We start from the raw sequence: 23,577 nt of genomic DNA on the forward strand, positions 1-23,577 counted from the left end.
AAAAAATCAGTATCCCGCCGTTAAATCATCCACGGAACGCGGATCGGACGCGCCATACAGTGCGCCATCCGGTCCTACCATAATGCTCTGCGTGCTGCCCATCGCTTCCTTCAGTGCGACTTTCTGCCCTTTCTGTTCCAGCAGCTTAATGGTGTCCGGGCTAAACCCTTTCTCAACGCGCAGTTCATCGGGCAACCACTGATGATGGAAGCGCGGCGCGTTGGTCGCTTCGGCGACATTCATTCCAAAATCAATGCTGTTGACTACCATTTGCAGCACAGTAGTGATAATTCGGCTTCCGCCAGGACTGCCAGTAACCAGCCAGGTTTTCCCGTCTTTAACCACGATAGTCGGCGACATTGATGACAGCGGACGCTTCTTCGGCCCAACCGCGTTGGCATCGCCACCCACCAACCCGTAAACGTTCGGCACGCCCGGTTTGGCGGAGAAATCGTCCATTTCGTTATTAAGCAGAATGCCGGTGTTTCCCGCCACAATCCCGGTGCCAAAGGTGGTGTTCAGCGTATACGTCACCGCCACAGCATTGCCGTCTTTATCCACCACCGAGAAATGGGTGGTCTGATTGCTTTCATACGGCGCGAGCTTGCCAGGTTTGATCTGGCTGGAAGGCTTAGCCTTGTTGATATCAATCTGATCGGCAAGCGATTTGGCATAGGCTTTATTGGTCAGCGCCTGCCACGGCACTTTCACAAAATCCGGGTCGCCCAGATACTCCGAACGGTCGGCGTAGGCATATTTCTCCGCTTCAGCCATTACCTGCATGGCATCAGCGCTGCCAAACCCGTACTTCTTCATATCGAAGTTTTCGAGAATATTGAGGATCTGCACGATATGAATTCCGCCAGAGGACGGCGGCGGCATCGAGAAGACCTGATATCCGCGATAGTCGCCGCTAATCGGCGTACGCTCCACGGCTTTATAGGCGGCTAAATCCTCTTTGGTCATCAGCCCGCCGTTCTTCTGCATTTCCTCAGCAATCTGATCGGCAATCGCCCCTTTATAAAACGCATCCGGGCCATTTTCGGCAATCATCTCCAGGCTTTTCGCCAGGTTCGTTTGCACCAGCTTGTCGCCCTTTTTCAGCGGCTCGCCGTCTTTCCAGAAAATGGCTTTGCTGTTTTCGTGATTAGGGAGCACTTCGCTGCCATAGGTTTTCAGATCGTCAGCCAGCGCGTCGTTAACAACAAAGCCTTCTTCCGCCAGCTTCATTGCCGGGCGCACGACTTTGTTCAGCGGCATCGTGCCATATTTCTCCAGCGCCAGCGAGAACCCCGCCACGGTACCCGGCGTACCGGATGCCAGATGTGAGGTTAGCGATTTTTTCGCATCGGCGTTGCCCTGCTCATCGAGGAACATGTCGCGGGTCGCGCCAGCAGGGGCCATTTCACGAAAATCAATCGCTGTGGTGTTACCGTCTTTGGTGCGCAGCAGCATAAACCCACCGCCGCCCAGATTGCCCGCCTGCGGATGCGTCACCGCCAGCGCGTAACCCACGGCAACGGCGGCATCAACGGCATTCCCGCCCTGTTTAAGAATATCCACCCCAACCTGGGTGGCTAACGCATCCACGGAAGCCACCATCCCCTGTTGCGCACGCACGGGATGGAACACATCTTCCTCAACACCGTAAGACACCGGCGGTGGTGCAGCCGGCGCAGCAGCCACGCTAAAACAACTTCCTGAGAGCAGAGCAGCAATGGCTACCCGGCGTAAAAACGTCGGTTTTATCATCGTTATTCTCCAGATGTATGGGGGTCGGCCCCCACTAAGCCTGGTGCATAACTCTGAAATAATCATCGTCACGGCGAGAAAGGAGTAAACTTAAACGATCCCCGAGAGGAGAAAAGCGATGAAACGACTCTTACTTTTAGCCATGCTCTTGCCCTTTGCAGGCTTTGCACAGCCCATCAACACCATGAATAACCCGAATCAGCCCGGTTATCAGATCCCGAGCCAGCAGCGTATGCAAACCCAAATGCAATCACAGCAGATTCAGCAGAAAGGGATGCTCAACCAGCAGTTGCAAACGCAGACGCGCATGCAGCAACAGCATATGGAAAACCAAATCAACACGAACACCCAGCGCGTGCTACAGTCGCAGCCGGGCGAGTTGAATTCTGGACGGCAGCAAATGCTGCCTAACAGCAACGGTGGGATGTTGAGTGGACCCCGTAATCCGGACAGCTCGCTGAATAAGCAACATATGCTGTCGGAGAAAAAGAACGGCGACATGCTGAAGCCCTCCAGCACGCCGCAACCTAACGTTCCGTTAAAAACGATTGGGCCTTAACTGGGCTGGAAATCCGGACCAATGGTATCAATGGCATCGGTACAGATGCTGTCTACGCCCCAGCGCAGCAGTTCTGCCGCGCGCTGGGGTCGGTTTACGGTATAAACCAGTATACGTAGCCCCGCGTCGTGCAGCGCATCCACGCGCGTTTCATCCAACAGCTTGTGATTAAGGTGAATAGAAACGCAGCCAAGCCGGGTGGTCAGCTCACGCCAGTCCTCGCGCCACTCATCAAGCAGCAAGCCTCTCGGCAGTTCAGGCACCGCCTGTTGCGCCGCTTCAAGAGCATCAATCTCAAAGGATGACAACAGCGGTGGCGTCATTCCCGCCCACAGTTCACGCGCGGCCAGCGCCACGACCTTCCCGGTGAGCGCCCCCGTCCCGGTGGTGGGTTTGATCTCAATATTTGCCATCATGCCGTGTTGGCGGCAGCGCTCAGCAACTTGCGAGAGCAGCGGCAGCGGTTCGCCTTTAAACTCACCGCTAAACCAGCCCCCGGCGTCCACGCGCAATAAATCCTGCCAGTTCAATTCGCCTGCCACGCCCCAGCCGTTGCTGGTGCGTTCCAGGTTGTCGTCATGCAGCAAGAAGATCTCACCGTCTTTCGACAATTTAGCGTCAAACTCAATCATGGTATGCCCGTATCGCGCCCCCACGTCGATCGCCGCCAGGGTATTTTCCGGTGCCAGCTTACCGCCGCCACGATGGGCGACAATATGGGGGTAAGGCCAGTTACTCATACACGTTGTCCTGTTTCGCCATCAAAAAGATGCAGATGATTTTCTGGCAGATGCAGCCACAGCGTGCTGCCTGCAGTCGGGCGATGCTGATGCGCCAACCGCACCACCAGTTTTTGCTCACCCCAACGTCCATGTGCCAGATTATCCGCACCTAGCATTTCCAGCGTGTCGACGACCAACGGCACGCCACCTTCGGCCTGCGAGCTTAGCGCAATATGCTCCGGGCGGATACCCAGCGTCATGTTACGCCCAACACACTCCCCGGCGCTTCTACCGATAGGTAACGACATACCATCGCCCAGCTCAAAATGCGTACCTGAGGCGCTGATGCGACCGTCCAGCAGATTCATTGCGGGGCTGCCGATAAAGCTCGCCACAAAGCGGCTGGCAGGTTTCTCATACACCTCAACCGGGGTACCGATTTGCTCGGCAATGCCTTTATTCATCACCATTACCCGTTGGGCGAGGGTCATCGCTTCAACCTGATCGTGTGTCACGTACAGCGAGGTGGTTTTCAGCCGACGATGCAGATGTTGTAATTCCAGACGCATCTGTACGCGCAGCTTGGCATCGAGGTTAGAAAGCGGCTCATCGAACAGGAATACCGCCGGGTCGCGGACAATCGCCCGCCCCATGGCCACGCGCTGGCGCTGGCCGCCGGAAAGCTCACGTGGACGACGTTTAAGCAGGCCATCCAGTTCGAGAATACGCGCTGCCTCTTTCACCCGCTCAGCAATATGCTCCTTGCCCATCCCGCGAATTTTCAGCCCCCAGGCCATATTTTCTTCCACGCTCATATGCGGGTACAACGCATAGTTCTGGAAGACCATCGCAATACCACGATCCTTTGGCTCCATTTCGGTGACGCGTTTATTATCAATCCAGATATCGCCGCCGCTCACCCGTTCAAGCCCAGCCACCATCCGCAATAGCGTAGATTTACCGCAGCCGGATGGCCCAACCATCACAATAAATTCCCCGTCCGCGACGTCCAGCGTCAGCGGTTTAATTACCTGGGTTTTGCCGTCCCAGCTTTTGGTTACTGCCTGTAGTTTTAAACCAGCCATTTTTATTTCTCACTATCGACCAGGCCACATACGAAGGCACGCTGCATGGCTAACACGATGATTACCGGAGGGATGAGCGTCAGCAGCATGGCTGCCATTACCTGGTTCCACTGTGTGGTGCCTTCACCAGTGGCAATCATGCCTTTGATGCCCGCCACCGCAGTGCCCAAATTGACGTCGGTAATAATTAACAACGGCCACAGATACTGGTTCCAGCCGTAGATAAAGGTGATCACGAATAGCGCAGCCAGATTGGTTTTTGACAGCGGTAGTACGATATCGCGGAAAAAACGCATCGGTGACGCGCCGTCAATACGCGCCGCCTCAACCAGTTCATCCGGCAGGGTCATAAAGAACTGACGGAACAGGAAAGTCGCTGTCGCTGACGCCATCAACGGCAGCGTCAGGCCTGCATAGCTGTCGAGCATTTTCAGGTTGGCAATCACTTCTACCGTCGGGAAAATACGCACCTCAACCGGTAGCATCAGGGTGATAAAAATCATCCAGAAAAACAGGTTGCGCAGCGGAAAGCGGAACCAGACGATGGCGAATGCGGAGAGCATAGAGACAGTAATTTTCCCTACCGTAATGCTGAATGCCATGATGAAACTGTTGAGCATCATCAGCCAGAACGGCGCGCTGTTGACGCCCACGCCGTTGACCCAGATGTATTTCATGTTTTCCAGCAACTGTGTGCCGGGAACCAGCGTCATCGGCGTCTCAAACACCGCTTTATTGTCCAGCGTCGCCGCGACAAACGCGACGTACAGCGGAAACAGGATCACCATGATCCCTATAATCAACATGGTATGGCTGAATATTGTCAGCCCAGGACGGTTCTCAATCATTGGTAACGCACCTTACTTTCCACATAGCGGAACTGCACCACCGTCAAAATAATGACCAGGAACATCAGCACCACCGATTGTGCAGCGGAAGACGCCAGATCCAGCCCGACAAACCCTTCGCGATAGATCTTATAAATCAACGTAGTGGTCGCCTGTACCGGTCCACCTGCCGTGGCGGCATCGATCACCGGGAAGGTATCAAAGAAGGCATAAACCAGATTCACCACCAGCAGAAAGAAGCTGACCGGCGCAATCAGCGGCAGCGCCAGTTTAAAGAAGCGGCGAACCGGTCCTGCGCCGTCGATCGCGGCGGCTTCGATCAGCGACCGCGGAATAGACTGCAGTGCGGCAAAGAAGAACAGGAAGTTGTAACTAATCTGCTTCCAGACCGACGCGAACACCACCAGAAACATCGCCTGACCGCTGTTTTGCGCATGGTTCCAGTCATAGCCAAACTCACCGAGAAAATGGGTAATTAGCCCGCGTCCTGGGTTAAACAGGAAGATCCACAATACGGCAGCGACGGCCGGCGCAACGGCGTAAGGCAATAGCATCAGTGTCTGGTAAAAACGGCTGCCGCGTACCACGTAATTCACCAGCGCCGCAAAAAATAACGACACCAGTAAGCCGCTCACCGTGACTAACGTACTGAACTTAATGGTGGTCCAGAATGAATCAAGGTAGTACGGGTCATGGAACAGCGCGACAAAATTCTCCAGTCCGACAAACTGGCTGGAAAGACCAAACGGATCAACGGATAGTAGCGAGTACCACAGCGCTTCACCGGCGGGCCAGATAAAGAAAATAACAGTGATAACCAGCTGCGGGGCCACCAGCAAATAAGGAAGCCAGCGCGAGCGGAACACCGGACGAGATGAGGACATGTAGATTCTTTTCCTGGAAGGTGCCGGATGGCGGTGCAAGCACCTTATCCGGCACTTATACACTTAAGACTTGGTCGATTGCTCAAAGCGGCGCAGTAACTGATTACCACGCTCAACGGCGGCATCCAACGCCTGCTGTGGGGTTTTCTTCCCGGTCCATACCCCTTCCAGTTCTTCGTCCACAATAGTGCGGATCTGCGGCATGTTGCCCAGACGCAGCCCTTTGGTAAACGGCAACGGCGGTTTGTTCAGCATCTGGCGGGTGGCAATATCGGCCCCAGGATTCTTATCATAATAACCCTGCTCACGTGTCAGGTCGTATGCGGCAGTCGTGATCGGCAGGTAACCGGTTTTCTGATGCCATTCAGCCGCAATTTCTGGCTGTGCCAGGAAGTTGAGGAACTTTGCCACGCCTTCGTAGGTTGCTTTATCTTTGCCCTGCATCACCCACAGGCTGGCCCCGCCAATAATTGCGTTCTGCGGTGCGCCCTTCACATCAGCATCGTACGGCATCATGCCGACGCCGTAATTGAATTTGGCGTACTGGCGGATATTCGCTAATGAGCCGGAGGAAGCTGTAGTAATAGCACATTCACCGTTATAGAATTTTTCTGTGGATTCATCTTTACGCCCGAAGTAACTGAAATCCCCTTTTTTGTTCAGCTCTTGCAGCAAGGCAATGTGTTTTACCTGCTCGGGTTTATTGAATTCAAGTACCGCGTCAGCACCGTCAAAGCCATTGTTTTTGGTGGCGACCGGCAGACCGTTCCAGGCGCTGAAGTTTTCAATCTGAATCCAACCCTGCCAGCCACTGGCGTAACCGCACTTCATACCTGCGGCTTTCAGCTTCGCAGTGTATTCCGCCAGGTCCTGCCAGGTTTTCGGCGGTTGCTCAGGGTCTAAACCTGCTTTTTTGAAGGCATCTTTGTTGTAGTACAGCACTGGGGTGGAACTGTTAAAAGGCTGGGAGAGTAAATGTCCGCTTTTAGAGTCGGTGTAATAGCCGGAAACCGTCGGTACAAACTGAGACTCATCGAAGTTAATGCCAGCCTCTTTGAATACTTCATACACCGGTTTAATGGCTTTCGAAGCCATCATCGTTGCCGTACCCACTTCATAAACCTGCAGCAACGCAGGCGCGTTTCCGGTACGGAAAGCGGCAATACCTGCGCTCAGGTTCTGCTCATAGTTGCCTTTGTACTGCGGAACAATTTTGTAGTCGGGATTGGCGGCATTAAAGCGTTGCGCCAGAGAATCAACTTCTTTACCCAGTTCGCCTTCCATTGAATGCCAGAATGGGATGGTGGTGACCGCCAGTGCCTGACCTGCAAACGCCAGGCTAAGTGCCAGTCCTAAAGCTGTATGTCGTAACGATATCATCGGTTATCTCTCTTGTTGTGCCGGATGCGCGATATCACGCGTTTTATGCTCGCGGGGGTAACATGACATGCTCGAATGACAGAAAAATAACTTTTTTATTACAAAAAAAAGATAGTAAGGCGACAAACAGATGGCAAGGCGGTGAAAGTTGTAAGAAGGGAAAGTGGGAGCTGAGACACGTATAGGCAATTTAAATGAAACACCAGATGGCGATGTTTATGCCTCTTACCCGGCCTACACATACCGTAGGCCGAATAAAGCGTTTACGCCGCCATCCAGCAAGGAAGGAGAGAATTAACCGCCCAGATACGCGCTGCGCACCGCTTCATTAGCCAGTAACGCATCGCCGGTGTCTTCCAGCACCACATGACCGTTTTCCAGCACGTAGCCGCGATCGGCGAGCTTCAGCGCCTGGTTCGCGTTCTGTTCGACGAGGAAGATGGTCATCCCCTGCTCGCGCAATTGCTCTATGGTGTTAAAGATCTGCTGGATGATAATCGGCGCCAGGCCCAGCGATGGTTCATCAAGCAGTAGCAGCCTCGGCTGGCTCATCAGCGCACGGCCTATCGCCAGCATCTGCTGTTCGCCGCCGGACATCGTTCCCGCACGTTGAATACGGCGCTCATGCAGGCGAGGAAACAGGTCATACACCCACTTGATGCGTTCCTGAAACTGGTCCTTCTCGGCAAAAAAACCGCCCATCGCCAGGTTCTCTTCCACCGTCATGCGGGAAAACACGCGACGCCCTTCCGGGACAATCGCCACCGCTTCGCGCATGATTTTCGCCGTCTGCCAGTCGGTAATGTCTTTATCATCAAAGACGATTCGCCCGCTGGTCGCGCGCGGGTCGCCGCACAACGTACCGAGCAGCGTGGTTTTTCCCGCGCCGTTGGCGCCAATAAGCGTCACGATTTCACCTTGATTGATATACAAGCTGACGTCGTGCAGCGCCTGTATCTTGCCGTAGTGGGCGCTGACTTTATCAAACGATAACATCACCTTATCCATATTATCTCTCGCCCCCATTATGCTTCACCTAAATAGGCGCGGATCACGTCCGGGTTGTTACGAATCTGTTCCGGCGTCCCGTTCGCCAGCGGCGTGCCCTGGTTCACCACGTAAATACGGTCCGAAATCCCCATCACCAGCTTCATGTCGTGTTCAATCAACAAGATTGTCGTGTTGTGATGATTACGCAGCTCAGCAATCAGCTCGTCCAGCTCTTTGGTCTCTTTCGGGTTAAGACCTGCGGCGGGTTCGTCGAGCATCAGGATCTCCGGCTGGGTCACCATGCAACGGGCGATCTCCAGACGACGCTGATCGCCGTAGGCCAGGTTACTGGCCTGACGGTTGGCATGCTCCAGCAAACCAATACGCTCCAGCCAGGTGGCGGCGCGATCCAACGCTTCACTCTGCGCGCGGCGGAACGACGGGGTTTTCAACAGGCCCGAAAACACGCCGGTTTTCAGCTGCTGATGTTGCGCCACCAGCAGGTTTTCAATCACCGTCATCTCGCGAAACAAACGGACGTGCTGGAAAGTGCGCACCACGCCCATCCGCGCGATTTGCTGTCCCGGCAGCCCTTCCAGATGCTGGTCGCGCAGCTTAATGGTACCGCCGGTGGGTTTATAAAAACCGGTCAGACAGTTAAAGACCGTGGTTTTTCCCGCGCCGTTTGGCCCAATTAACGAAACTATCTCCTGTGGCCGCAGCTCCAGCTCAACGTTGTTTACCGCCAGCAGACCGCCGAAGCGCATCATCAGGCCGTTAACGGATAATAATGGCTGACTCATGCCTGCTCTCCTTTTGCTTCCCCGTTTTTCAGTTTCAACTGTGGACGGGTCATCGGCAACAAGCCCTGCGGACGCCAGATCATCATCAGTACCATTAAACCACCCAGCATTAACATGCTGTATTCATTGAAATCACGCATCAACTCGCGGGACACCACCAGCAGGATGGCCGCGAGGATCACCGCGAACTGTGAGCCCATTCCGCCCAGAACCACAATTGCCAGCACAAAGGCCGACTCGGCAAAGGTGAAGGATTCCGGGCTGACAAAGCCCTGGCGCGCGGCGAACAACGTACCGGCAAAACCGGCGAACGCGGCGCTGATGGTAAAGGCGGTCAGCTTGATGCGCGTAGGGTTTAAGCCCAGTGAGCGACAGGCAATTTCATCTTCGCGCAGCGCTTCCCACGCACGACCCAACGGCATACGCAGCAGACGGTTGATAACAAACAGCGAGAAGACCACCAGCAGCAGCGCCACCAGATACAGGAAAATCACACGGTCGGAGGGATCGTACTTCACGTTAAAGAAGTTGCTGAAGGTATCCCAGCCGCCTTCACGGGCGGTACGGCTAAACTCCAGACCGAAAAAAGTCGGTTTCGGGATCTGGCTGATACCGTTCGGGCCACCGGTCACTTCGGTGTTGTTGAGCAGCAGGATACGAACGATTTCGCCGAAGCCTAAGGTCACAATCGCCAGATAATCCCCGCGTAGACGCAGCACCGGGAAACCGAGCAAGAAGCCCGCAGCAGCGGAAACCAGCCCTGCCAGCGGCAGGCATGTCCAGAAGCCGAGGCCGTAATAGTGGTTCAGCAGTGCGAAAGTGTAAGCGCCGATGGCATAAAAGCCGCCGTAGCCCAGCACCAGCAGGCCGGAAAGCCCCACCACCACGTTTAAGCCGAGGCCGAGGATGATATAAATCATCGTCAGCGTGGCGATATCCACCGTACCGCGTGACACCATAAACGGCCACGCCACGGCAATCACCAGCAGCGCCACCAGAAACAGCTTCTGTTTAACGGTGGAGCCATCAATCGCCGGCAGAATAAACTTCGGCCCGGAGACGCTCTTCAGACCCTTCTGGAAGGCTGGACGCAGCAACTGGAAGAGGAAGACCACGCCAGTACCGATAAACACCCACTGCCAGCGAATATCCGCCGCGGAATCCACCACCAGTTTGGTGCCGTCAAGCTCCAGCTGGACGCCCATAAAGACGCCCGCCAGGACGAAGAACATCGCGGCAGAGAGCAGCGCCATTGCAAAATGCATCGGTTTCATACTTTCTCTACCTCCGGGCGACCCAGAATACCGGTCGGCATCACCAGCAGCACCAGAATCAGCAGCGCGAACGACACCACGTCTTTGTATTCAGTACTCAAGTAAGCAGAGGAGAGCGCTTCCGCGACGCCCAGAATCAGGCCGCCGATCATCGCCCCTGGAATACTACCGATACCGCCCAATACCGCTGCGGTAAAGGCCTTCATCCCGGCCATAAAGCCGATGTAGGGGTTAATTACGCCATAGAACTGACCGAGCAGCACACCCGCGACCGCCGCCATTGCCGCGCCAATCACAAAGGTCAGCGCAATCACGCGATCGGTATTTATACCGAGCAGGCTGGCCATTTTTAGATCTTCCGCGCAGGCACGGCAGGCGCGTCCCATACGGGAGTAACGGATAAACAGCGTCAGCGCCAGCATCGCCAAGAAGGTTACTATCCAGATAACCAGCTGCATGGTGGTGATGGAAGCAGAGAAGTTTTCGCTGCTGCCGACGGTCCACTGGCCGTTAAACAGGCTGGGTAATGCGACGTCGCGCGAGCCTTCCGTCAGGCTGACGTAGTTTTGCAGGAAGATGGACATCCCGATAGCGGAAATCAGCGCGATCAGGCGCTTGGAGCTGCGCACGGGCCGATACGCCACGCGTTCTATGCTCCAGCCGTAGGCGCTGGCAATCACAATCGCGCCGACGAAACCCGCCGCGACCAGTAGCCAACTGGAATCAATGCCCATCATCATTAGCGCAGCGATGATCATAAAGGAGACATAACTGCCGATCATATACACCTCGCCGTGGGCGAAGTTGATCATGCCAATAATGCCGTACACCATCGTGTAGCCGATGGCGATCAGCGCATAGGTGCTTCCCAGCGTGACGCCGTTAAACATCTGCTGCAAGAAATAGAGGAACTGCTCGGACATAAGGTAACCTTTCTTAACCCGCCCGTTTTACACGGGCGGTGGGATAACTCGTCTTCAGCGATTACTTCGCAACGGTCGATGATCCGTCCGCGTGCCACTGGAAGACACCAAACTCAAATCCCTTCAAATCGCCTTTTTCGTCCCATTTCAGCGGCCCAATCACGGTATCAGCCCCGTGTGCTTTCAAATCTTTCACCAGGTCCAACGGCTCTTTGCTGCCGCTGCGGTCCATGGCGGTTGCCAATGACTGGACGGCTGCATACGTGATCCACACGTACGGGCCGCTTGGATCTTTCTTGTCAGCTTTGAGTGCATCAACGATCGCTTTATTCGCTGGATCCTGGTCATAACGTTTAGGCATAGTCACCAACATGCCTTCAGCGGCATCACCGGCAATGTTAGACAGCGACGCATTACCTACGCCCTCTGGTCCCATAAACTGGGTTTTCAGGCCGACAGAACGAGCCTGGCGCAACATTTGTCCCATTTCCGGGTAATAGCCGCCGTAATAAACAAAGTCGATATTTTCTTTTTTCAGGCGGGCAATCAGCGCAGAAAAATCTTTTTCTCCGGCGGTGATTCCGTCAAAGAAGACGATATTGGCATTGCCTGCTTTCAGGCTGTCCTGTACCGAACGCGCCAGACCTTCACCATATTGCTGCTTATCGTGAATGATGGCGATACGCTGTGGTTTCACCTTCTCCAGAATGTATTTCGCGGCGGTCGGCCCTTGAGAGGAGTCCAGGCCCGCTGTACGCATAATGTGTGCGTAACCGCGCTGGGTCAGCTCCGGGTTGGTCGCGCCCGGGGAAATCATCAGAATGCCTTCATCTTCGTAGATATCGGATGCCGGTTGCGTGGAAGATGAGCACAGATGTCCAATAACGTACTGAATGCCGTCATTGACGATTTTGTTCGCTACCGCCACGGCCTGCTTCGGATCGCAAGCGTCGTCATATTCCACGGCGACCAGTTTGTCGCCTTTGATCCCGCCTTTGGCATTGATATCTTTAATGGCCTGACGCGCGCCATTAAATTCCATATCACCCCACTGCGCGACCGGGCCTGACATCGCGCCAACCACAGCGACCTTGATATCATCCGCCATGACCGCGTGTGACATGACCAGTGCTATCGCTCCTGCGATGATTGTTTTTGCATTCCGTTTCATATTCCTGAATCCCCATTCGTGACGTAATTAATATTTTGTATTTATATGGTTAAAAAGCAGACTGTGCTTTTTTTGAACTGCACTATTTTTACCAGTCTCATTAATGGTTTAGCGCAGTTTTTTTAGCAAATTGATACTAAAAGCTCTATTTTTCAGTCGATTAAGAAAAGATAATATTCTGCTTTTCACTATAGATAAACAAAAAAAAGCACGTTTGTCAGCATAAAATAACGGCACAAAGAGCGGAATAAAATGCTGCATTCCAGGGTATTATCCTGCCTATTTTTCAATCTCTGATGTTTCAAACTGTCAATATCGTTGTTACAAAACTATTAACCTGGTTAATCGAATAAAAAAGAGAAAGCATCCGGGTGAATTATTTCGGTACACTGATTCCATCTTTTGTGATTTGGACATGCTGTTAATGAAGCTGACCATCGTTCGTTTAGATAACTTTAGCGCCCAGGATCAGATTGATCTGGGCAAAATCTGGCCGGAATATTCCCCCTCATCGTTAAGCGTAGATGAAACGCATCGGATCTACGCCGCGCGCTTTAACGAGCGCCTGCTCGGCGCAGTGCGGGTCACGCTGAGCGGCACACAAGGCGCACTGGATTCATTGCGCGTGCGCGATATCACCCGCCGTCGTGGTGTGGGCCAGTATTTGATCGAAGAGGTCATCCGGGTAAATCCTGATGTGAGTGCATGGTGGATGGCCGATGTCGGCGTTGAAGACCGCAGCGTGATGGCCGCGTTTATGCAGGCGTTAGGGTTTACGGCCCAGGAAAATGGCTGGGAGAAACGGTAGAAAACCGCTCCCAACCAATTGTATTACTAGTAGTTTCCCAAGAATTACGTGTTGCAGGCAGGCGGCAAGTTATAAAATCCCCGGAGCTTACATAAGTAAGTGACCGGGGTTGAATAACGCAGCCAACACACCTGCGGCGCGAAAGGCGCCGGGAAAATCACTTGGCGTCTGTCGCCGTCCCGTTAGCATGCCAGTCAAACACGCCAAACTCGAAGCCTTTCAGATCGCCCTTCGCATCCCAGGACAACGGCCCCATGACGGTTTCCACCGAGTTTGCTTTCAGGTATTTGGCAATTTCAGCCGGGTCGTCAGACTGGTTCAGACCAGCCTGCAAAGATTGCAGCGCAGCGTAGGTGGTCCATACGAATGCACCACTCGGATCCTGTTTCTTGGCCTTGATGGCGTCCACAATCGGTTTGTTCGCTGGTACCTGGTCGTAGTTCTTCGGTTTCGTTACCAGTAAGCCTTCTGCTGATTCACCGGCGATATTAGACAGCGACACGTTCGCTACCCCTTCTGGTCCCATAAACTGAGTTTTCAGACCCGCAGCGCGTGCCTGACGCAGGATCTGCCCCATTTCCGGGTGGTAACCGCCGTAGTAAACGAAATCGATGTTCTCTTTCTTCAAACGCGCCACCAGCGTAGAGAAATCTTTCTCACCGGCAGTGATCCCGTCGAAGAACACCACGTCAGCGTTGGCTTTCTTGAGGTTGTCCTGCACGGAACGCGCCAGGCCTTCACCGTACTGTTGTTTGTCATGCACGATCGCAATGCGCTGCGGCTTCACTTTTTCAACAATATATTTGGCGGCTGTAGGGCCCTGATCGGAATCCAGACCGGTGGTACGTAACACCAGGTTATAGCCGCGTGCGGTCAGCTCTGGCGCCGTTGCCGCTGGGGTGATCATCAGAATACCTTCGTCTTCATAGATATCTGACGCAGGCTGAGTGGAAGAAGAGCACAGGTGACCGATAACGTATTTAATCCCGTCGTTGACCACTTTGTTAGCAACCGCTACCGCTTGTTTCGGGTCACAGGCATCGTCATATTTCACCATGACCAGTTTGTCGCCTTTCACGCCGCCCTTGGTGTTAATATCTGCAATCGCCTGCTCTGCGCCGGTAAATTCCTGATCGCCATATTGTGCTACCGGACCGGACATCGCGCCGACAACAGCAACTTTAATATCCTTAGCAAACGCCATATTGCTCAAAGACAGGGCGATACATCCTGCCAATAACGCTTTACCCTTCATATTCATCCTGACAATCCCCATTATTGTGGTTATTACGTGTGTTGTGATGTTGTTGTTCAGCACTTTATTTCAATTATTGGATAGCTACCCGTGCTTTAGCAGCATACTCTGCTAAAACATACCCGATTTTTATGATTATGGAATAGCTAAATTTGACATGCAGATAACAACTTGATGACAAAAAGCATAGAACGTCAGGAGAGAGAAGGAGAGATAAAAACAAAAAACCCCGGATTTTCATCCAGGGTTTATTAGCATTTCCAGTTTGGCAGGAAGATTACGCTTCGATCGCCGCACGCAGTTTTTTCATGGCGTTTTTTTCAAGCTGACGAACACGTTCAGCGGAGACGCCGTAGCGATCGGCCAGTTCCTGCAACGTTGACTTGTTATCTTCATCCAGCCAACGAGCACGAATGATGTCCTGGCTACGTTCGTCCAGACCTTCCATTGCGTGGGTCAGTTTGTTCGCAGCCTGATCTTCCCAGTTGTCTTCTTCAATGCCGTCAGCAAAGTTAGATGACTTATCCTGAAGATACAGAACCGGTGCCATCGGCTGGCTGTCAGACTCGTCGTCTGAAGACATATCAAACGTCATGTCCTGCGCCGCCATACGGGATTCCATTTCACGCACGTCTTTACTGGACACGCCCAGCTCACGAGCAACCATTTCGACTTCGTCCTGGTTAAACCAGCCCAGACGCTGCTTGGTTTTACGCAGGTTAAAGAACAGCTTACGCTGTGCTTTGGTGGTCGCGACTTTAACGATACGCCAGTTACGCAGAACGTATTCGTGGATCTCAGCTTTGATCCAGTGCACGGCGAAAGACACCAGGCGCACACCCACTTCCGGGTTGAAACGGCGCACGGCTTTCATCAGGCCGATATTACCTTCCTGAATCAGATCCGCCTGCGGCAGGCCATAGCCCGCATAATTACGAGCAACATGAACAACAAAGCGCAGGTGAGACAGGATCAGCGTTTTAGCTGCTTCCAGATCGCCCTGGTAATGCAGCTTTTCAGCCAGTGCCCGCTCCTCGTCAGCCGACAACATCGGCCACGCGTTTGCAGCCCGGATGTAAGATTCCAGGTTACCAACAGGGGCTAAAGCTAAATTTTGCATTTCTTTGGTCATTCAAATCCTCTCAATCTTTTCATCTGGCGCATTGGCAAAATGCTAATTAGCAAAAACCAGTAGCAACAACCATGCCAGAGCTTATGAGCAACGAGAATATCATTCAATCTTTTATCAGACAGTGATTTTATCCACAAGTTCCATGTCGTACTGTGTATAGATTACGCACAAAATGTGACATCACGGTGAATGCATCGGGAAGAGGTTACAGGGACTCTTTCCCTGCAGAGCGAACGACTCAGTGCAGGGAAAGATTATACCAGAGATTTTTTAATCGGGGGTAAAGTGACGTAAATGTTGAACCGTGGCAAGCCAGGCTGCCACCCAGCCAATCATTGAGCACACCAGCAGTAACAGCAGGCATTCATCGAATGATAAACCGTTGATATCAAACTTGGTCCCGAAAACCTGTGCCACTTCAGTCACCGCTGACGACAGCCGCATCACCAAAATTTCTGACAAAATCAGTGAAAGAAATGCACCGGAAAAACCCAACAGCGCGCCGCCGTAAAGGAACGGACGCAGGATAAATCCATCCGTCGCACCAATCAGTTTCTGGACGTTAATGGTATCGCGACGCGCAAAAATACTCAGACGCACGCTGTTACCGATGACGAGGAAGACCGCCGCCACCATCAGCACGCCAATCATCGCGGAAACGCGTCCGACAAGGCCCGTCAGCGCCGCCAGGCGAGCGAACCAGCTGTCATCCATCCGCACTTCATCAATCCCGTTGATTTGTGCGATACGGTCGCGCAGGGTGTTCAGCGATTCCGTGCCCTGAAAATCCAGTTTCGGGATCACCACCGCCACAGCCGGCAGCGGGTTCTCTTCCAGCATATCCAGCGCGCCGCCAAAGCCAGACCAGTTACGGAATTCGCCCAGCGCGTCATCGCGAGAAAGATAATTCACTTTCTCCACGCCCTGCTCAGCCTGCAACTGACCAACCACTCGCGCCGCCGCATCATCATCCAGCGTTTTTTGCAGGTAAACGGTGATCTGCGGGGACGGATAATACTGGCTCGCCGCGTGGTTTACATTCTTATAAACCATGTAGCACACGCTTGGCAGCGTCAGGGAGATGGCAATAACCATCACCGTCAGAAACGTCGCCAGCGGCTTACTTTTCAGGTCTTGTAACGCGCCCTGGAACGCGTAACGTACCTGCTCGTTAAAGACGTTGGTTTTCCGCGAGTTCGGTTTTGGCGCGGCTTTTGCCCGCTTTGGCGCGTTGCGACCGCCGTCACCAGGCGCACCGCCCGATTTACGAAAACGATCCAGTCGGCTACCGAACTGTTTGATTTGATTGATAGCGTCACGTCTATTCATGCGCCAGGCCTCCATGCAGATGCCCATCGCTCAGAACCATTTGGCGATAGGAGCGACGGGAGATCAGGCCAATATCGTGCGTAGCCATTAATACCGTGACCCCGACGCGGTTAAACTCTTCAAACAGACGCAGGATCCCTTCTGACAGCGCGTCATCCAGGTTACCCGTTGGTTCATCCGCCAACAGTACCGCAGGTTTATTCACCACCGCACGGGCGATGCCCACGCGCTGTTGTTCACCGCCGGAGAGCTGAATCGGAAAGTTTTTCGCTTTGTCCAGCAGCCCTACCTTATCCAGCGCCGCTGACACGCGACGACGAATATCGTCCCCACTGGCACCCGCAATGATCAGCGGGATTGCCACGTTGTCAAACACGGTTCTGTCCATCAACAGGTGGTGATCCTGAAAAATCATACCAATCTGACGACGCAGAAACGGTACCTCACGGTTTTTCAAACGGCTGATGTCATGCCCGCTGAAGTAGATTTTCCCGGCGCTGGGCCGTTCAATCCCACAGATCAGCTTCAGCAGGGTACTTTTCCCCGCGCCGGAATGGCCGGTCAGAAACGCCATCTCGCCAGGCTGCATATGGAAGGTCACTCCCTGCAGCGCTTGTCTCCCACCGAGATAGGCCTTGCTGACATGTTCAAAGCGAATCATTGTTAATCCTCTCGGGCAAAAAGTGCCTCTATAAAATCGCCCGCTTTAAACGGACGTAAATCCTCGATACGTTCGCCCACACCGATATAGCGGATAGGGATGCCAAACTGATCGGCAACCGAGAAAATGACCCCGCCTTTCGCCGTTCCGTCCAGCTTGGTCAGGGTGATACCGGTTAAGCCCACCGCTTCATGGAACAGTTTGGCCTGGCTTATCGCATTCTGCCCGGTACTGGCATCGATAGTCAGCATAACCTCATGCGGCGCATCAACGTCCAGCTTCTTCATGACGCGAACGATTTTTTTCAATTCTTCCATCAGGTGCGATTTATTCTGCAAACGCCCTGCGGTATCAGCGATCAGCACGTCTACGTTACGCGCCTTTGCCGCCTGGATGGCATCAAAGATGACGGACGCAGAATCCGCGCCGGTATGCTGGGCAATCACCGGAATGTTGTTACGTTGACCCCAGACCTGCAGCTGCTCTACCGCCGCCGCACGGAAAGTATCGCCCGCCGCCAGCATCACCGATTTTCCCTGCTGCTCAAACTGACGCGCCAGCTTGCCGATGGTGGTGGTTTTCCCCACACCGTTAACGCCAACCATTAAGATAACAAATGGCGTTTTACCCTCAACATTCAGCGGTTCGTCAACCTTCGCCAGAATCTCGCCCATCTCGTCTTTCAGCAGACCGTACAGCGCTTCTGCGTCTTTGAGCTGCTTGCGGCTGGCGCCTTCCGTCAGATTCGCAATGATCTTGCGGGTCGTTTCTACGCCCACATCGGCAATCAGCAGTTGCTCTTCCAGCTCTTCAAATAGATCATCGTCGATCTTTTTACCCCGGAAAAGACTGATAAATCCGGAACCAAGGTTTTCTTTGGTTTTCAGCAAGCTGCGTTTCAAGCGCGCAAAGAAACCTTCTTTCGTCGGTTTTTCCTGCTCCTGGACTACCTCTTCTTCTTCCGGTTCTTCTACAGCAGGTTCTTCTGGCGGCACCACCATAACCGATTCTTCAGCAGCCTCAGCGGCCAGCGCCTGTGCTTCGAGCTCTTCGTCGGTCAGTTGCGGCTCGTTTTCAGCTTCTTCTTCAGCCGCCTCAACGATTTCCACGGTTTCCGCTTCGGCCTGCCACTCTTCGGCAGAAACTTCTTCGGTTTTCACCTCTTCTGGCAGCGGCAATTCTTCGCGTTCGATAACCGCCGCCGCTGGCGTTTCCACTACAGTTTCAGCAACGGGTTCAGCAACCGGCTCAATTTCCGGCTGCGGTTGTTCGGTAACCGGTTCTTCTTCCGGCTGCAGTTTTTCGATTTCCGCAACCTGCTCAGTGACTTCCACAACCTCAGCAGCAAATGCTTCCGTTTCTGCTTCGCTATGGGTTTCCTGCGCGCGAGACGGTTCCTCAACGACGGCAATTTCTTCAGTAACCGGTTGTTGTTCTTCGTTTTTTACTTCTGTCTCGTTTTCCGGTGCCTGCTCTTTTTGACCAAAGCCCAGCCAGGAAAAAAAGCCACGTTTTTTCTCTTTCGCCATTTGCGACTACACTCCCCGCTGTTGCTTCATGGCACAGCGTCAACGCTATGTACATAGCAGCTAAAAAAATGATGAAATAGTCTATCACTTAACTTAACTCACATCACCGCCTGGAATGACATGCTATAGGCGGATTGAGCAATAATAGAAATGAAAAAACCGAATCACTCTGGCAGCGGACAGATCCGCATTATTGGCGGGCAATGGCGAGGCCGTAAACTCCCGGTTCCGGACAGCCCCGGATTGCGTCCGACCACCGACCGCGTACGCGAAACGCTGTTCAACTGGCTGGCGCCGGTAATGGTCGATGCCCACTGCCTGGACTGCTTCGCTGGCAGTGGCGCACTGGGGCTGGAAGCGCTCTCTCGCTATGCGGCAAATGCAACGCTACTGGAAATGGATCGCGCGGTATCTCAGCAGCTCCAAAAGAATCTCGCCACGCTGAAGGCAAATCACGCCCGAGTCGTTAACGCGAATACACTGGCATTTCTGGCTCAGGCAGGTACGCCGCATAACGTGGTATTTGTTGACCCACCGTTTCGCAAAGGATTACTGGAAGAAACATTAACTCTTCTGGAAACGAATGGCTGGCTGGCGAACGAAGCGTATATTTACGTGGAAAGCGAAGTTGAAAACGGTTTGCCGCCGGTTCCGGTGAACTGGTCGCTATACCGTGAGAAAGTCGCCGGACAGGTCGCCTATCGCCTGTACCAACGTGAAGCACGAGGAGAACACGATGCTGATTAACCTGGGACGCCTGCTGATGCTGTGCGTCTGGGCATTTTTACTACTGAATATTTTCCAACCTTTTCCACGCCCGCTTAACATCTTCGTTAACGTCGCACTGATATTTATGGTGCTGATGCACGGCATGCAGTTGGCGCTGCTAAAAAGCACCATGCCCAAAGATGGCCCGCAGATGACCAGTGGAGAGAAAATCCGTATTTTTCTGTTTGGCGTCTTTGAGCTGCTGGTCTGGCAAAAGAAGATTAAAGATCAGTTGAAGAAATGAGGTGATGCCGGATGGCGGCTGACGCCATTTCCGGCCAACTTAACTACGGTTGCGCACTAAACCCTTCAAAATGCGAACCTTTGTAGCTCAGCGTCCCTTTATCTCCGACCGTTAACGCATGGTACTGCTGAGCATCCAGACGAAACGTTTGTTCCAGGCCACCGCTTTGTGGCTTAAAGCTGGCTTCATAGCGCATGCTGGTTCCCGCCGGACTCACTTCCTGTTGACGGGAGCGTCGGTCGTTAAGCGGCTTTTCCCGCTTATTCGTCACCACCACCTGCTTTTGTACCAGCGGCGCGGCATCATTATCCGCTTTTTCACGTCGCTGCTGAACAAAGCGAAACGACGCTGCGACAACGATTAAGACAATGATAACAATGAAAAAAAGTGGTGGTTTGCTCATATTATTAACCCATCAGAAAATGCGGAAATAAGCATACATTGCCCGTTATGGTGTTGTCATCTGGCAGTATCGACCTCTACACTGGACAATAGAGCCGTAAGCACCCCGCTTACGAAAAAATAACGAATTCAAGGAACTAAGATGCTTTGGTCGTTTATCGCTGTCTGCCTTTCCGCATGGTTGTTCGTGGATGCTTCCTATCGTGGGCCTGCCTGGCAACGCTGGGTCTTTAAACCCCTGACGTTACTCCTGCTGGCGCTGCTGGCCTGGCAGGCGCCAATGTTTAACGCTATCAGTTACCTGGTACTGGCTGGCTTGCTGGCCGCGCTGCTGGGCGACGCGCTGACGCTATTGCCGCGCCAACGCCTGCTGTACGCAGTAGGGGCATTCTTCCTGTCGCATCTGCTGTATACCATTTACTTCGCCAGCCAAATGACGTTGTCGCTCTTCTGGCCTTTGCCGTTGGTACTGGCGGTGCTGGGGGCGTTGCTGATTGCCGTGATCTGGACGCGTCTGGAAGAATTGCGCGTTGCTATTTGTACCTTTATTGGCATCACGCTGATGATGGTCTGGATGGCTGGCGAACTGTGGTTCTTCCGCCCGACCGCTCCGGCGCTGTCGGCATTTATGGGCGCATCACTCCTGTTCATCGGCAATATTGTCTGGCTGAGTAGCCATTATCGTCGCCGCTTCCGCGCCGATAACGCCATTGCAGCCGCCTGCTACTTCGCCGGACATTTCCTGATTGTTCGTTCGTTGTATCTTTAAAAAGCTTGACTCTGGAGTCGACTCCAGAGTGTATCCTCCGGTTAATACGAAATGATTATCAACCGGAGGATGCCATGCCGACACCCGCTACCAATGGCAAAAAAGCCCCACAATTCTCTTCTTTCAAGCCAGTCCCTGCGCCACAAAAGGCTGACGATTGCTGCTGCGAGGGAAGTTGCTCTACCCCACCCCCCGTATCCGATACCGTAATAGGTACCCGTTATTCCTGGAAAGTGGCAGGCATGGACTGCGCGGCCTGCGCCCGAAAAGTAGAGAATGCAGCCCGCCAGGTCAGCGGCGTCAACCAGGCCCAGGTGTTGTTTGCCACCGAAAAACTGGTCGTCGACGCCAGTTCCGATATCCGCCAGCAAGTTGAAAACGCAGTGCAAAAAGCAGGCTATACCCTGCGCGATGAAAACGCGACGGAAGCCGCCCCCGAGTCACGTTTTAAAGAAAACTTGCCGCTGATTTCGCTGATTATCATGATGGCGATTAGCTGGGGGCTGGAGCAATTCAATCACCCCTTCGGCCAGATAGCGTTTATCGCTACCACCCTGGTCGGTCTGTACCCCATTGCCCGTCAGGCTCTGCGTCTGATGAAAACTGGCAGCTACTTTGCCATTGAAACGTTAATGAGCGTGGCCGCCATCGGCGCGCTGTTTATCGGCGCGACGGCGGAAGCCGCCATGGTGCTGCTGCTGTTTTTAATTGGCGAGCGCCTGGAAGGATGGGCTGCCAGCCGTGCCCGTAAAGGGGTCAGCGCGCTGATGGCGCTCAAACCGGAAACCGCCACACGTCTGCGTAACGGCGAACGCGAAGAGGTGGCTATTAATACCCTCCGCCCTGGCGATATTATCGAAGTTGCCGCGGGTGGGCGTTTACCAGCTGACGGCAAACTGGTTTCCGGTTTTGCCAGTTTTGATGAAAGCGCCCTGACCGGCGAATCGATCCCGGTTGAACGAGCCACCGGCGAGAAAGTCCCGGCAGGCGCCACCAGCGTGGATCGTCTGGTCACGCTGGAAGTGCTCTCCGAACCGGGCGCCAGCGCCATTGACCGTATTTTGCAGTTGATTGAAGAAGCGGATGAACGTCGCGCTCCCATTGAGCGCTTTATTGACCGTTTCAGCCGGATCTACACCCCAGCCATTATGGCGGTTGCGCTGCTGGTCACCCTTGTACCACCGCTGCTGTTTGCCGCATCCTGGCAGGAGTGGATTTATAAAGGGCTGACGCTACTGCTGATTGGCTGCCCATGCGCGCTGGTGATTTCAACCCCCGCAGCCATTACCTCTGGTCTTGCCGCCGCGGCGCGTCGTGGCGCGTTAATCAAAGGCGGGGCCGCGCTGGAACAACTGGGTAGAGTTACGCAGGTCGCGTTTGATAAAACCGGCACTCTGACCGTGGGTAAACCGCGCGTCACGGCGATTCACCCGGCGAGCGGTATTGGTGAAGCTGAACTATTGGCGCTGGCGGCGGCAGTAGAGCAAGGCGCGACACACCCGCTGGCGCAGGCGATTGTTCGGGAAGCACAAACGCGTGAACTGGTTATACCTGTCGCGAAAGAACAGCGCGCATTAGTCGGCACTGGCATTGAAGCGCTGGTCGATGGCGAGCACGTGCTGATTTGCGCCGCCGGTAAGCAACCTGCCGATGCTTTTGCCGGGCAGATAAGCGAACTTGAAAGCGCGGGCCAAACGGTGGTGCTGGTGCTACGTAACGAGGCCGTACTCGGCGTGCTGGCCTTACAGGACACGCTACGCGAGGATGCCCGCCACGCCATCAGCGAACTTAATCAGATTGGCGTGAAAGGGGTGATTCTGACCGGTGATAACCCACGTGCAGCGGCCGCCATTGCAGGCGAACTGGGTCTTGAATTCAAAGCGGGGCTATTGCCGGAAGATAAAGTACAGGCCGTTACCCATCTCAACCAACAGTCGCCGCTGGCGATGGTTGGCGACGGCATCAACGACGCTCCGGCGATGAAAGCAGCCACCATCGGTATTGCCATGGGGAGCGGAACCGACGTCGCGCTGGAGACCGCCGATGCCGCCCTGACCCACAACCGCCTGCGTGGTCTGGTGCAAATGATTCAACTGGCACGCGCTACCCACGCCAATATTCGCCAGAACATTGCGATTGCGTTGGGTCTGAAGGGGATTTTCCTCGTCACCACACTGCTCGGGATAACCGGACTGTGGCTGGCTGTACTGGCAGATACGGGGGCGACGGTACTGGTGACCGCTAACGCGCTGCGGTTGTTACGTAAAGGATAGTTTTTTGCCGGATAAG

General features: G+C 53.9%; 23 protein-coding genes. 6 read left to right on the top strand and 17 right to left on the bottom strand.

The genetic code is table 11. The annotated features are described in order from the left end of the window. Window positions 1-6: 6 nt before the first annotated feature. Window positions 7-1,752: a gamma-glutamyltransferase gene (ggt, locus tag OGX99_RS04575; RefSeq protein WP_016151116.1), complete on the bottom strand. Its 1,746-nt coding sequence runs from the start codon at window positions 1,750-1,752 to the stop codon at window positions 7-9. 118 nt (window positions 1,753-1,870) lie between these two features. On the opposite strand from ggt, the gene OGX99_RS04580 reads away from it, so the two are divergent. Beyond that, window positions 1,871-2,311 carry a DUF2756 family protein gene (locus OGX99_RS04580; RefSeq protein ID WP_151216885.1) on the top strand — a complete coding sequence of 147 codons (441 nt, stop codon included), beginning with the start codon at window positions 1,871-1,873 and terminating at the stop codon, window positions 2,309-2,311. Here OGX99_RS04580 and ugpQ read toward each other — a convergent pair. The 10 genes from ugpQ to livK form a co-directional block, all read right to left on the bottom strand. Continuing rightward, window positions 2,308-3,051: a glycerophosphodiester phosphodiesterase gene (gene ugpQ, locus OGX99_RS04585; RefSeq protein ID WP_151216886.1), complete on the bottom strand. Its 744-nt coding sequence runs from the start codon at window positions 3,049-3,051 to the stop codon at window positions 2,308-2,310. The two genes, OGX99_RS04580 and ugpQ, sit on opposite strands and share 4 nt — an antisense overlap. Continuing rightward, window positions 3,048-4,118, bottom strand: a complete 1,071-nt coding sequence (locus OGX99_RS04590) for a sn-glycerol-3-phosphate import ATP-binding protein UgpC (RefSeq protein ID WP_151216887.1) — start codon at window positions 4,116-4,118, stop codon at window positions 3,048-3,050. Before OGX99_RS04590 ends, ugpQ begins: the two co-directional genes overlap by 4 nt. Window positions 4,119-4,120: 2 nt before the next feature. Continuing rightward, entirely contained in the window at window positions 4,121-4,966 is an 846-nt protein-coding gene (ugpE, locus tag OGX99_RS04595; RefSeq protein WP_252838535.1) for a sn-glycerol-3-phosphate ABC transporter permease UgpE, read from the bottom strand. Further along, entirely contained in the window at window positions 4,963-5,850 is an 888-nt protein-coding gene (gene ugpA / locus OGX99_RS04600; RefSeq protein WP_151216889.1) for a sn-glycerol-3-phosphate ABC transporter permease UgpA, read from the bottom strand. Before ugpA ends, ugpE begins: the two co-directional genes overlap by 4 nt. A gap of 63 nt (window positions 5,851-5,913) precedes the next feature. Beyond that, complete coding sequence (gene ugpB, locus OGX99_RS04605; RefSeq protein ID WP_151216890.1) at window positions 5,914-7,230, bottom strand: sn-glycerol-3-phosphate ABC transporter substrate-binding protein UgpB; 1,317 nt, start codon at window positions 7,228-7,230, stop codon at window positions 5,914-5,916. A 294-nt stretch (window positions 7,231-7,524) separates the two neighbouring features. Next, window positions 7,525-8,238 (bottom strand): high-affinity branched-chain amino acid ABC transporter ATP-binding protein LivF, encoded by a 714-nt coding sequence (gene livF / locus OGX99_RS04610; RefSeq protein WP_151216891.1) that lies wholly within the window; start codon window positions 8,236-8,238, stop codon window positions 7,525-7,527. A gap of 17 nt (window positions 8,239-8,255) precedes the next feature. Next, complete coding sequence (livG, locus tag OGX99_RS04615) at window positions 8,256-9,023, bottom strand: high-affinity branched-chain amino acid ABC transporter ATP-binding protein LivG (protein ID WP_003023438.1); 768 nt, start codon at window positions 9,021-9,023, stop codon at window positions 8,256-8,258. Continuing rightward, window positions 9,020-10,297: a branched chain amino acid ABC transporter permease LivM gene (gene livM / locus OGX99_RS04620; protein ID WP_003023436.1), complete on the bottom strand. Its 1,278-nt coding sequence runs from the start codon at window positions 10,295-10,297 to the stop codon at window positions 9,020-9,022. The genes livG and livM overlap by 4 nt, the downstream gene beginning before the upstream one ends. Further along, complete coding sequence (livH, locus tag OGX99_RS04625) at window positions 10,294-11,220, bottom strand: high-affinity branched-chain amino acid ABC transporter permease LivH (protein ID WP_003023435.1); 927 nt, start codon at window positions 11,218-11,220, stop codon at window positions 10,294-10,296. The genes livM and livH overlap by 4 nt, the downstream gene beginning before the upstream one ends. Before the next feature lie 61 nt (window positions 11,221-11,281). Next, on the bottom strand, window positions 11,282-12,391 hold the full coding sequence (livK, locus tag OGX99_RS04630; RefSeq protein ID WP_151216892.1) for a high-affinity branched-chain amino acid ABC transporter substrate-binding protein LivK: 1,110 nt from the start codon (window positions 12,389-12,391) through the stop codon (window positions 11,282-11,284). Between the two features lie 424 nt (window positions 12,392-12,815). Between livK and panM the strand changes: the two genes are divergently transcribed. Next, window positions 12,816-13,199 carry an aspartate 1-decarboxylase autocleavage activator PanM gene (gene panM, locus OGX99_RS04635; RefSeq protein WP_151217210.1) on the top strand — a complete coding sequence of 128 codons (384 nt, stop codon included), beginning with the start codon at window positions 12,816-12,818 and terminating at the stop codon, window positions 13,197-13,199. A gap of 157 nt (window positions 13,200-13,356) precedes the next feature. Here the strand turns inward: panM and livJ are convergent, their stop codons facing one another. The 5 genes from livJ to ftsY form a co-directional block, all read right to left on the bottom strand. After that, a complete protein-coding gene (gene livJ / locus OGX99_RS04640; RefSeq protein WP_151216893.1) occupies window positions 13,357-14,460 on the bottom strand; it encodes a branched chain amino acid ABC transporter substrate-binding protein LivJ in 1,104 nt (367 codons plus the stop codon). Between the two features lie 271 nt (window positions 14,461-14,731). After that, window positions 14,732-15,586 (bottom strand): RNA polymerase sigma factor RpoH, encoded by an 855-nt coding sequence (rpoH, locus tag OGX99_RS04645; RefSeq protein ID WP_003023425.1) that lies wholly within the window; start codon window positions 15,584-15,586, stop codon window positions 14,732-14,734. A gap of 270 nt (window positions 15,587-15,856) precedes the next feature. Beyond that, complete coding sequence (gene ftsX / locus OGX99_RS04650) at window positions 15,857-16,915, bottom strand: permease-like cell division protein FtsX (protein WP_103769551.1); 1,059 nt, start codon at window positions 16,913-16,915, stop codon at window positions 15,857-15,859. Continuing rightward, on the bottom strand, window positions 16,908-17,576 hold the full coding sequence (gene ftsE / locus OGX99_RS04655) for a cell division ATP-binding protein FtsE (protein ID WP_003023420.1): 669 nt from the start codon (window positions 17,574-17,576) through the stop codon (window positions 16,908-16,910). The genes ftsX and ftsE overlap by 8 nt, the downstream gene beginning before the upstream one ends. Before the next feature lie 2 nt (window positions 17,577-17,578). Then, window positions 17,579-19,105: a signal recognition particle-docking protein FtsY gene (gene ftsY, locus OGX99_RS04660; protein ID WP_210904183.1), complete on the bottom strand. Its 1,527-nt coding sequence runs from the start codon at window positions 19,103-19,105 to the stop codon at window positions 17,579-17,581. A 150-nt stretch (window positions 19,106-19,255) separates the two neighbouring features. On the opposite strand from ftsY, the gene rsmD reads away from it, so the two are divergent. Both rsmD and OGX99_RS04670 read left to right on the top strand, forming a co-directional pair. Next, the gene (gene rsmD / locus OGX99_RS04665) at window positions 19,256-19,852 is read left to right on the top strand and encodes a 16S rRNA (guanine(966)-N(2))-methyltransferase (RefSeq protein WP_187253817.1); all 597 of its coding nucleotides are present in this window, start codon (window positions 19,256-19,258) and stop codon (window positions 19,850-19,852) included. Continuing rightward, the gene (locus tag OGX99_RS04670) at window positions 19,842-20,117 is read left to right on the top strand and encodes a DUF1145 family protein (RefSeq protein WP_042311836.1); all 276 of its coding nucleotides are present in this window, start codon (window positions 19,842-19,844) and stop codon (window positions 20,115-20,117) included. Before rsmD ends, OGX99_RS04670 begins: the two co-directional genes overlap by 11 nt. A 43-nt stretch (window positions 20,118-20,160) precedes the next feature. On the opposite strand, the gene OGX99_RS04675 is transcribed toward OGX99_RS04670, so the two are convergent. Continuing rightward, window positions 20,161-20,520, bottom strand: coding sequence for a DUF2500 domain-containing protein (locus OGX99_RS04675; protein ID WP_187253818.1), 360 nt, complete (start codon window positions 20,518-20,520; stop codon window positions 20,161-20,163). A gap of 141 nt (window positions 20,521-20,661) precedes the next feature. Here OGX99_RS04675 and OGX99_RS04680 point away from each other — a divergent pair, with 141 nt between their 5' ends. After that, a complete protein-coding gene (locus tag OGX99_RS04680; protein WP_210904181.1) occupies window positions 20,662-21,288 on the top strand; it encodes a lysoplasmalogenase in 627 nt (208 codons plus the stop codon). A 74-nt stretch (window positions 21,289-21,362) separates the two neighbouring features. Further along, window positions 21,363-23,561, top strand: coding sequence for a Zn(II)/Cd(II)/Pb(II) translocating P-type ATPase ZntA (gene zntA / locus OGX99_RS04685; protein ID WP_210904180.1), 2,199 nt, complete (start codon window positions 21,363-21,365; stop codon window positions 23,559-23,561). The last annotated feature ends 16 nt before the right edge of the window (window positions 23,562-23,577 follow it).

Origin of the sequence: Citrobacter sp. Cu096 (assembly GCF_030332285.1) — a bacterium.
In the GTDB taxonomy this organism is placed as follows: domain Bacteria; phylum Pseudomonadota; class Gammaproteobacteria; order Enterobacterales; family Enterobacteriaceae; genus Citrobacter; species Citrobacter meridianamericanus.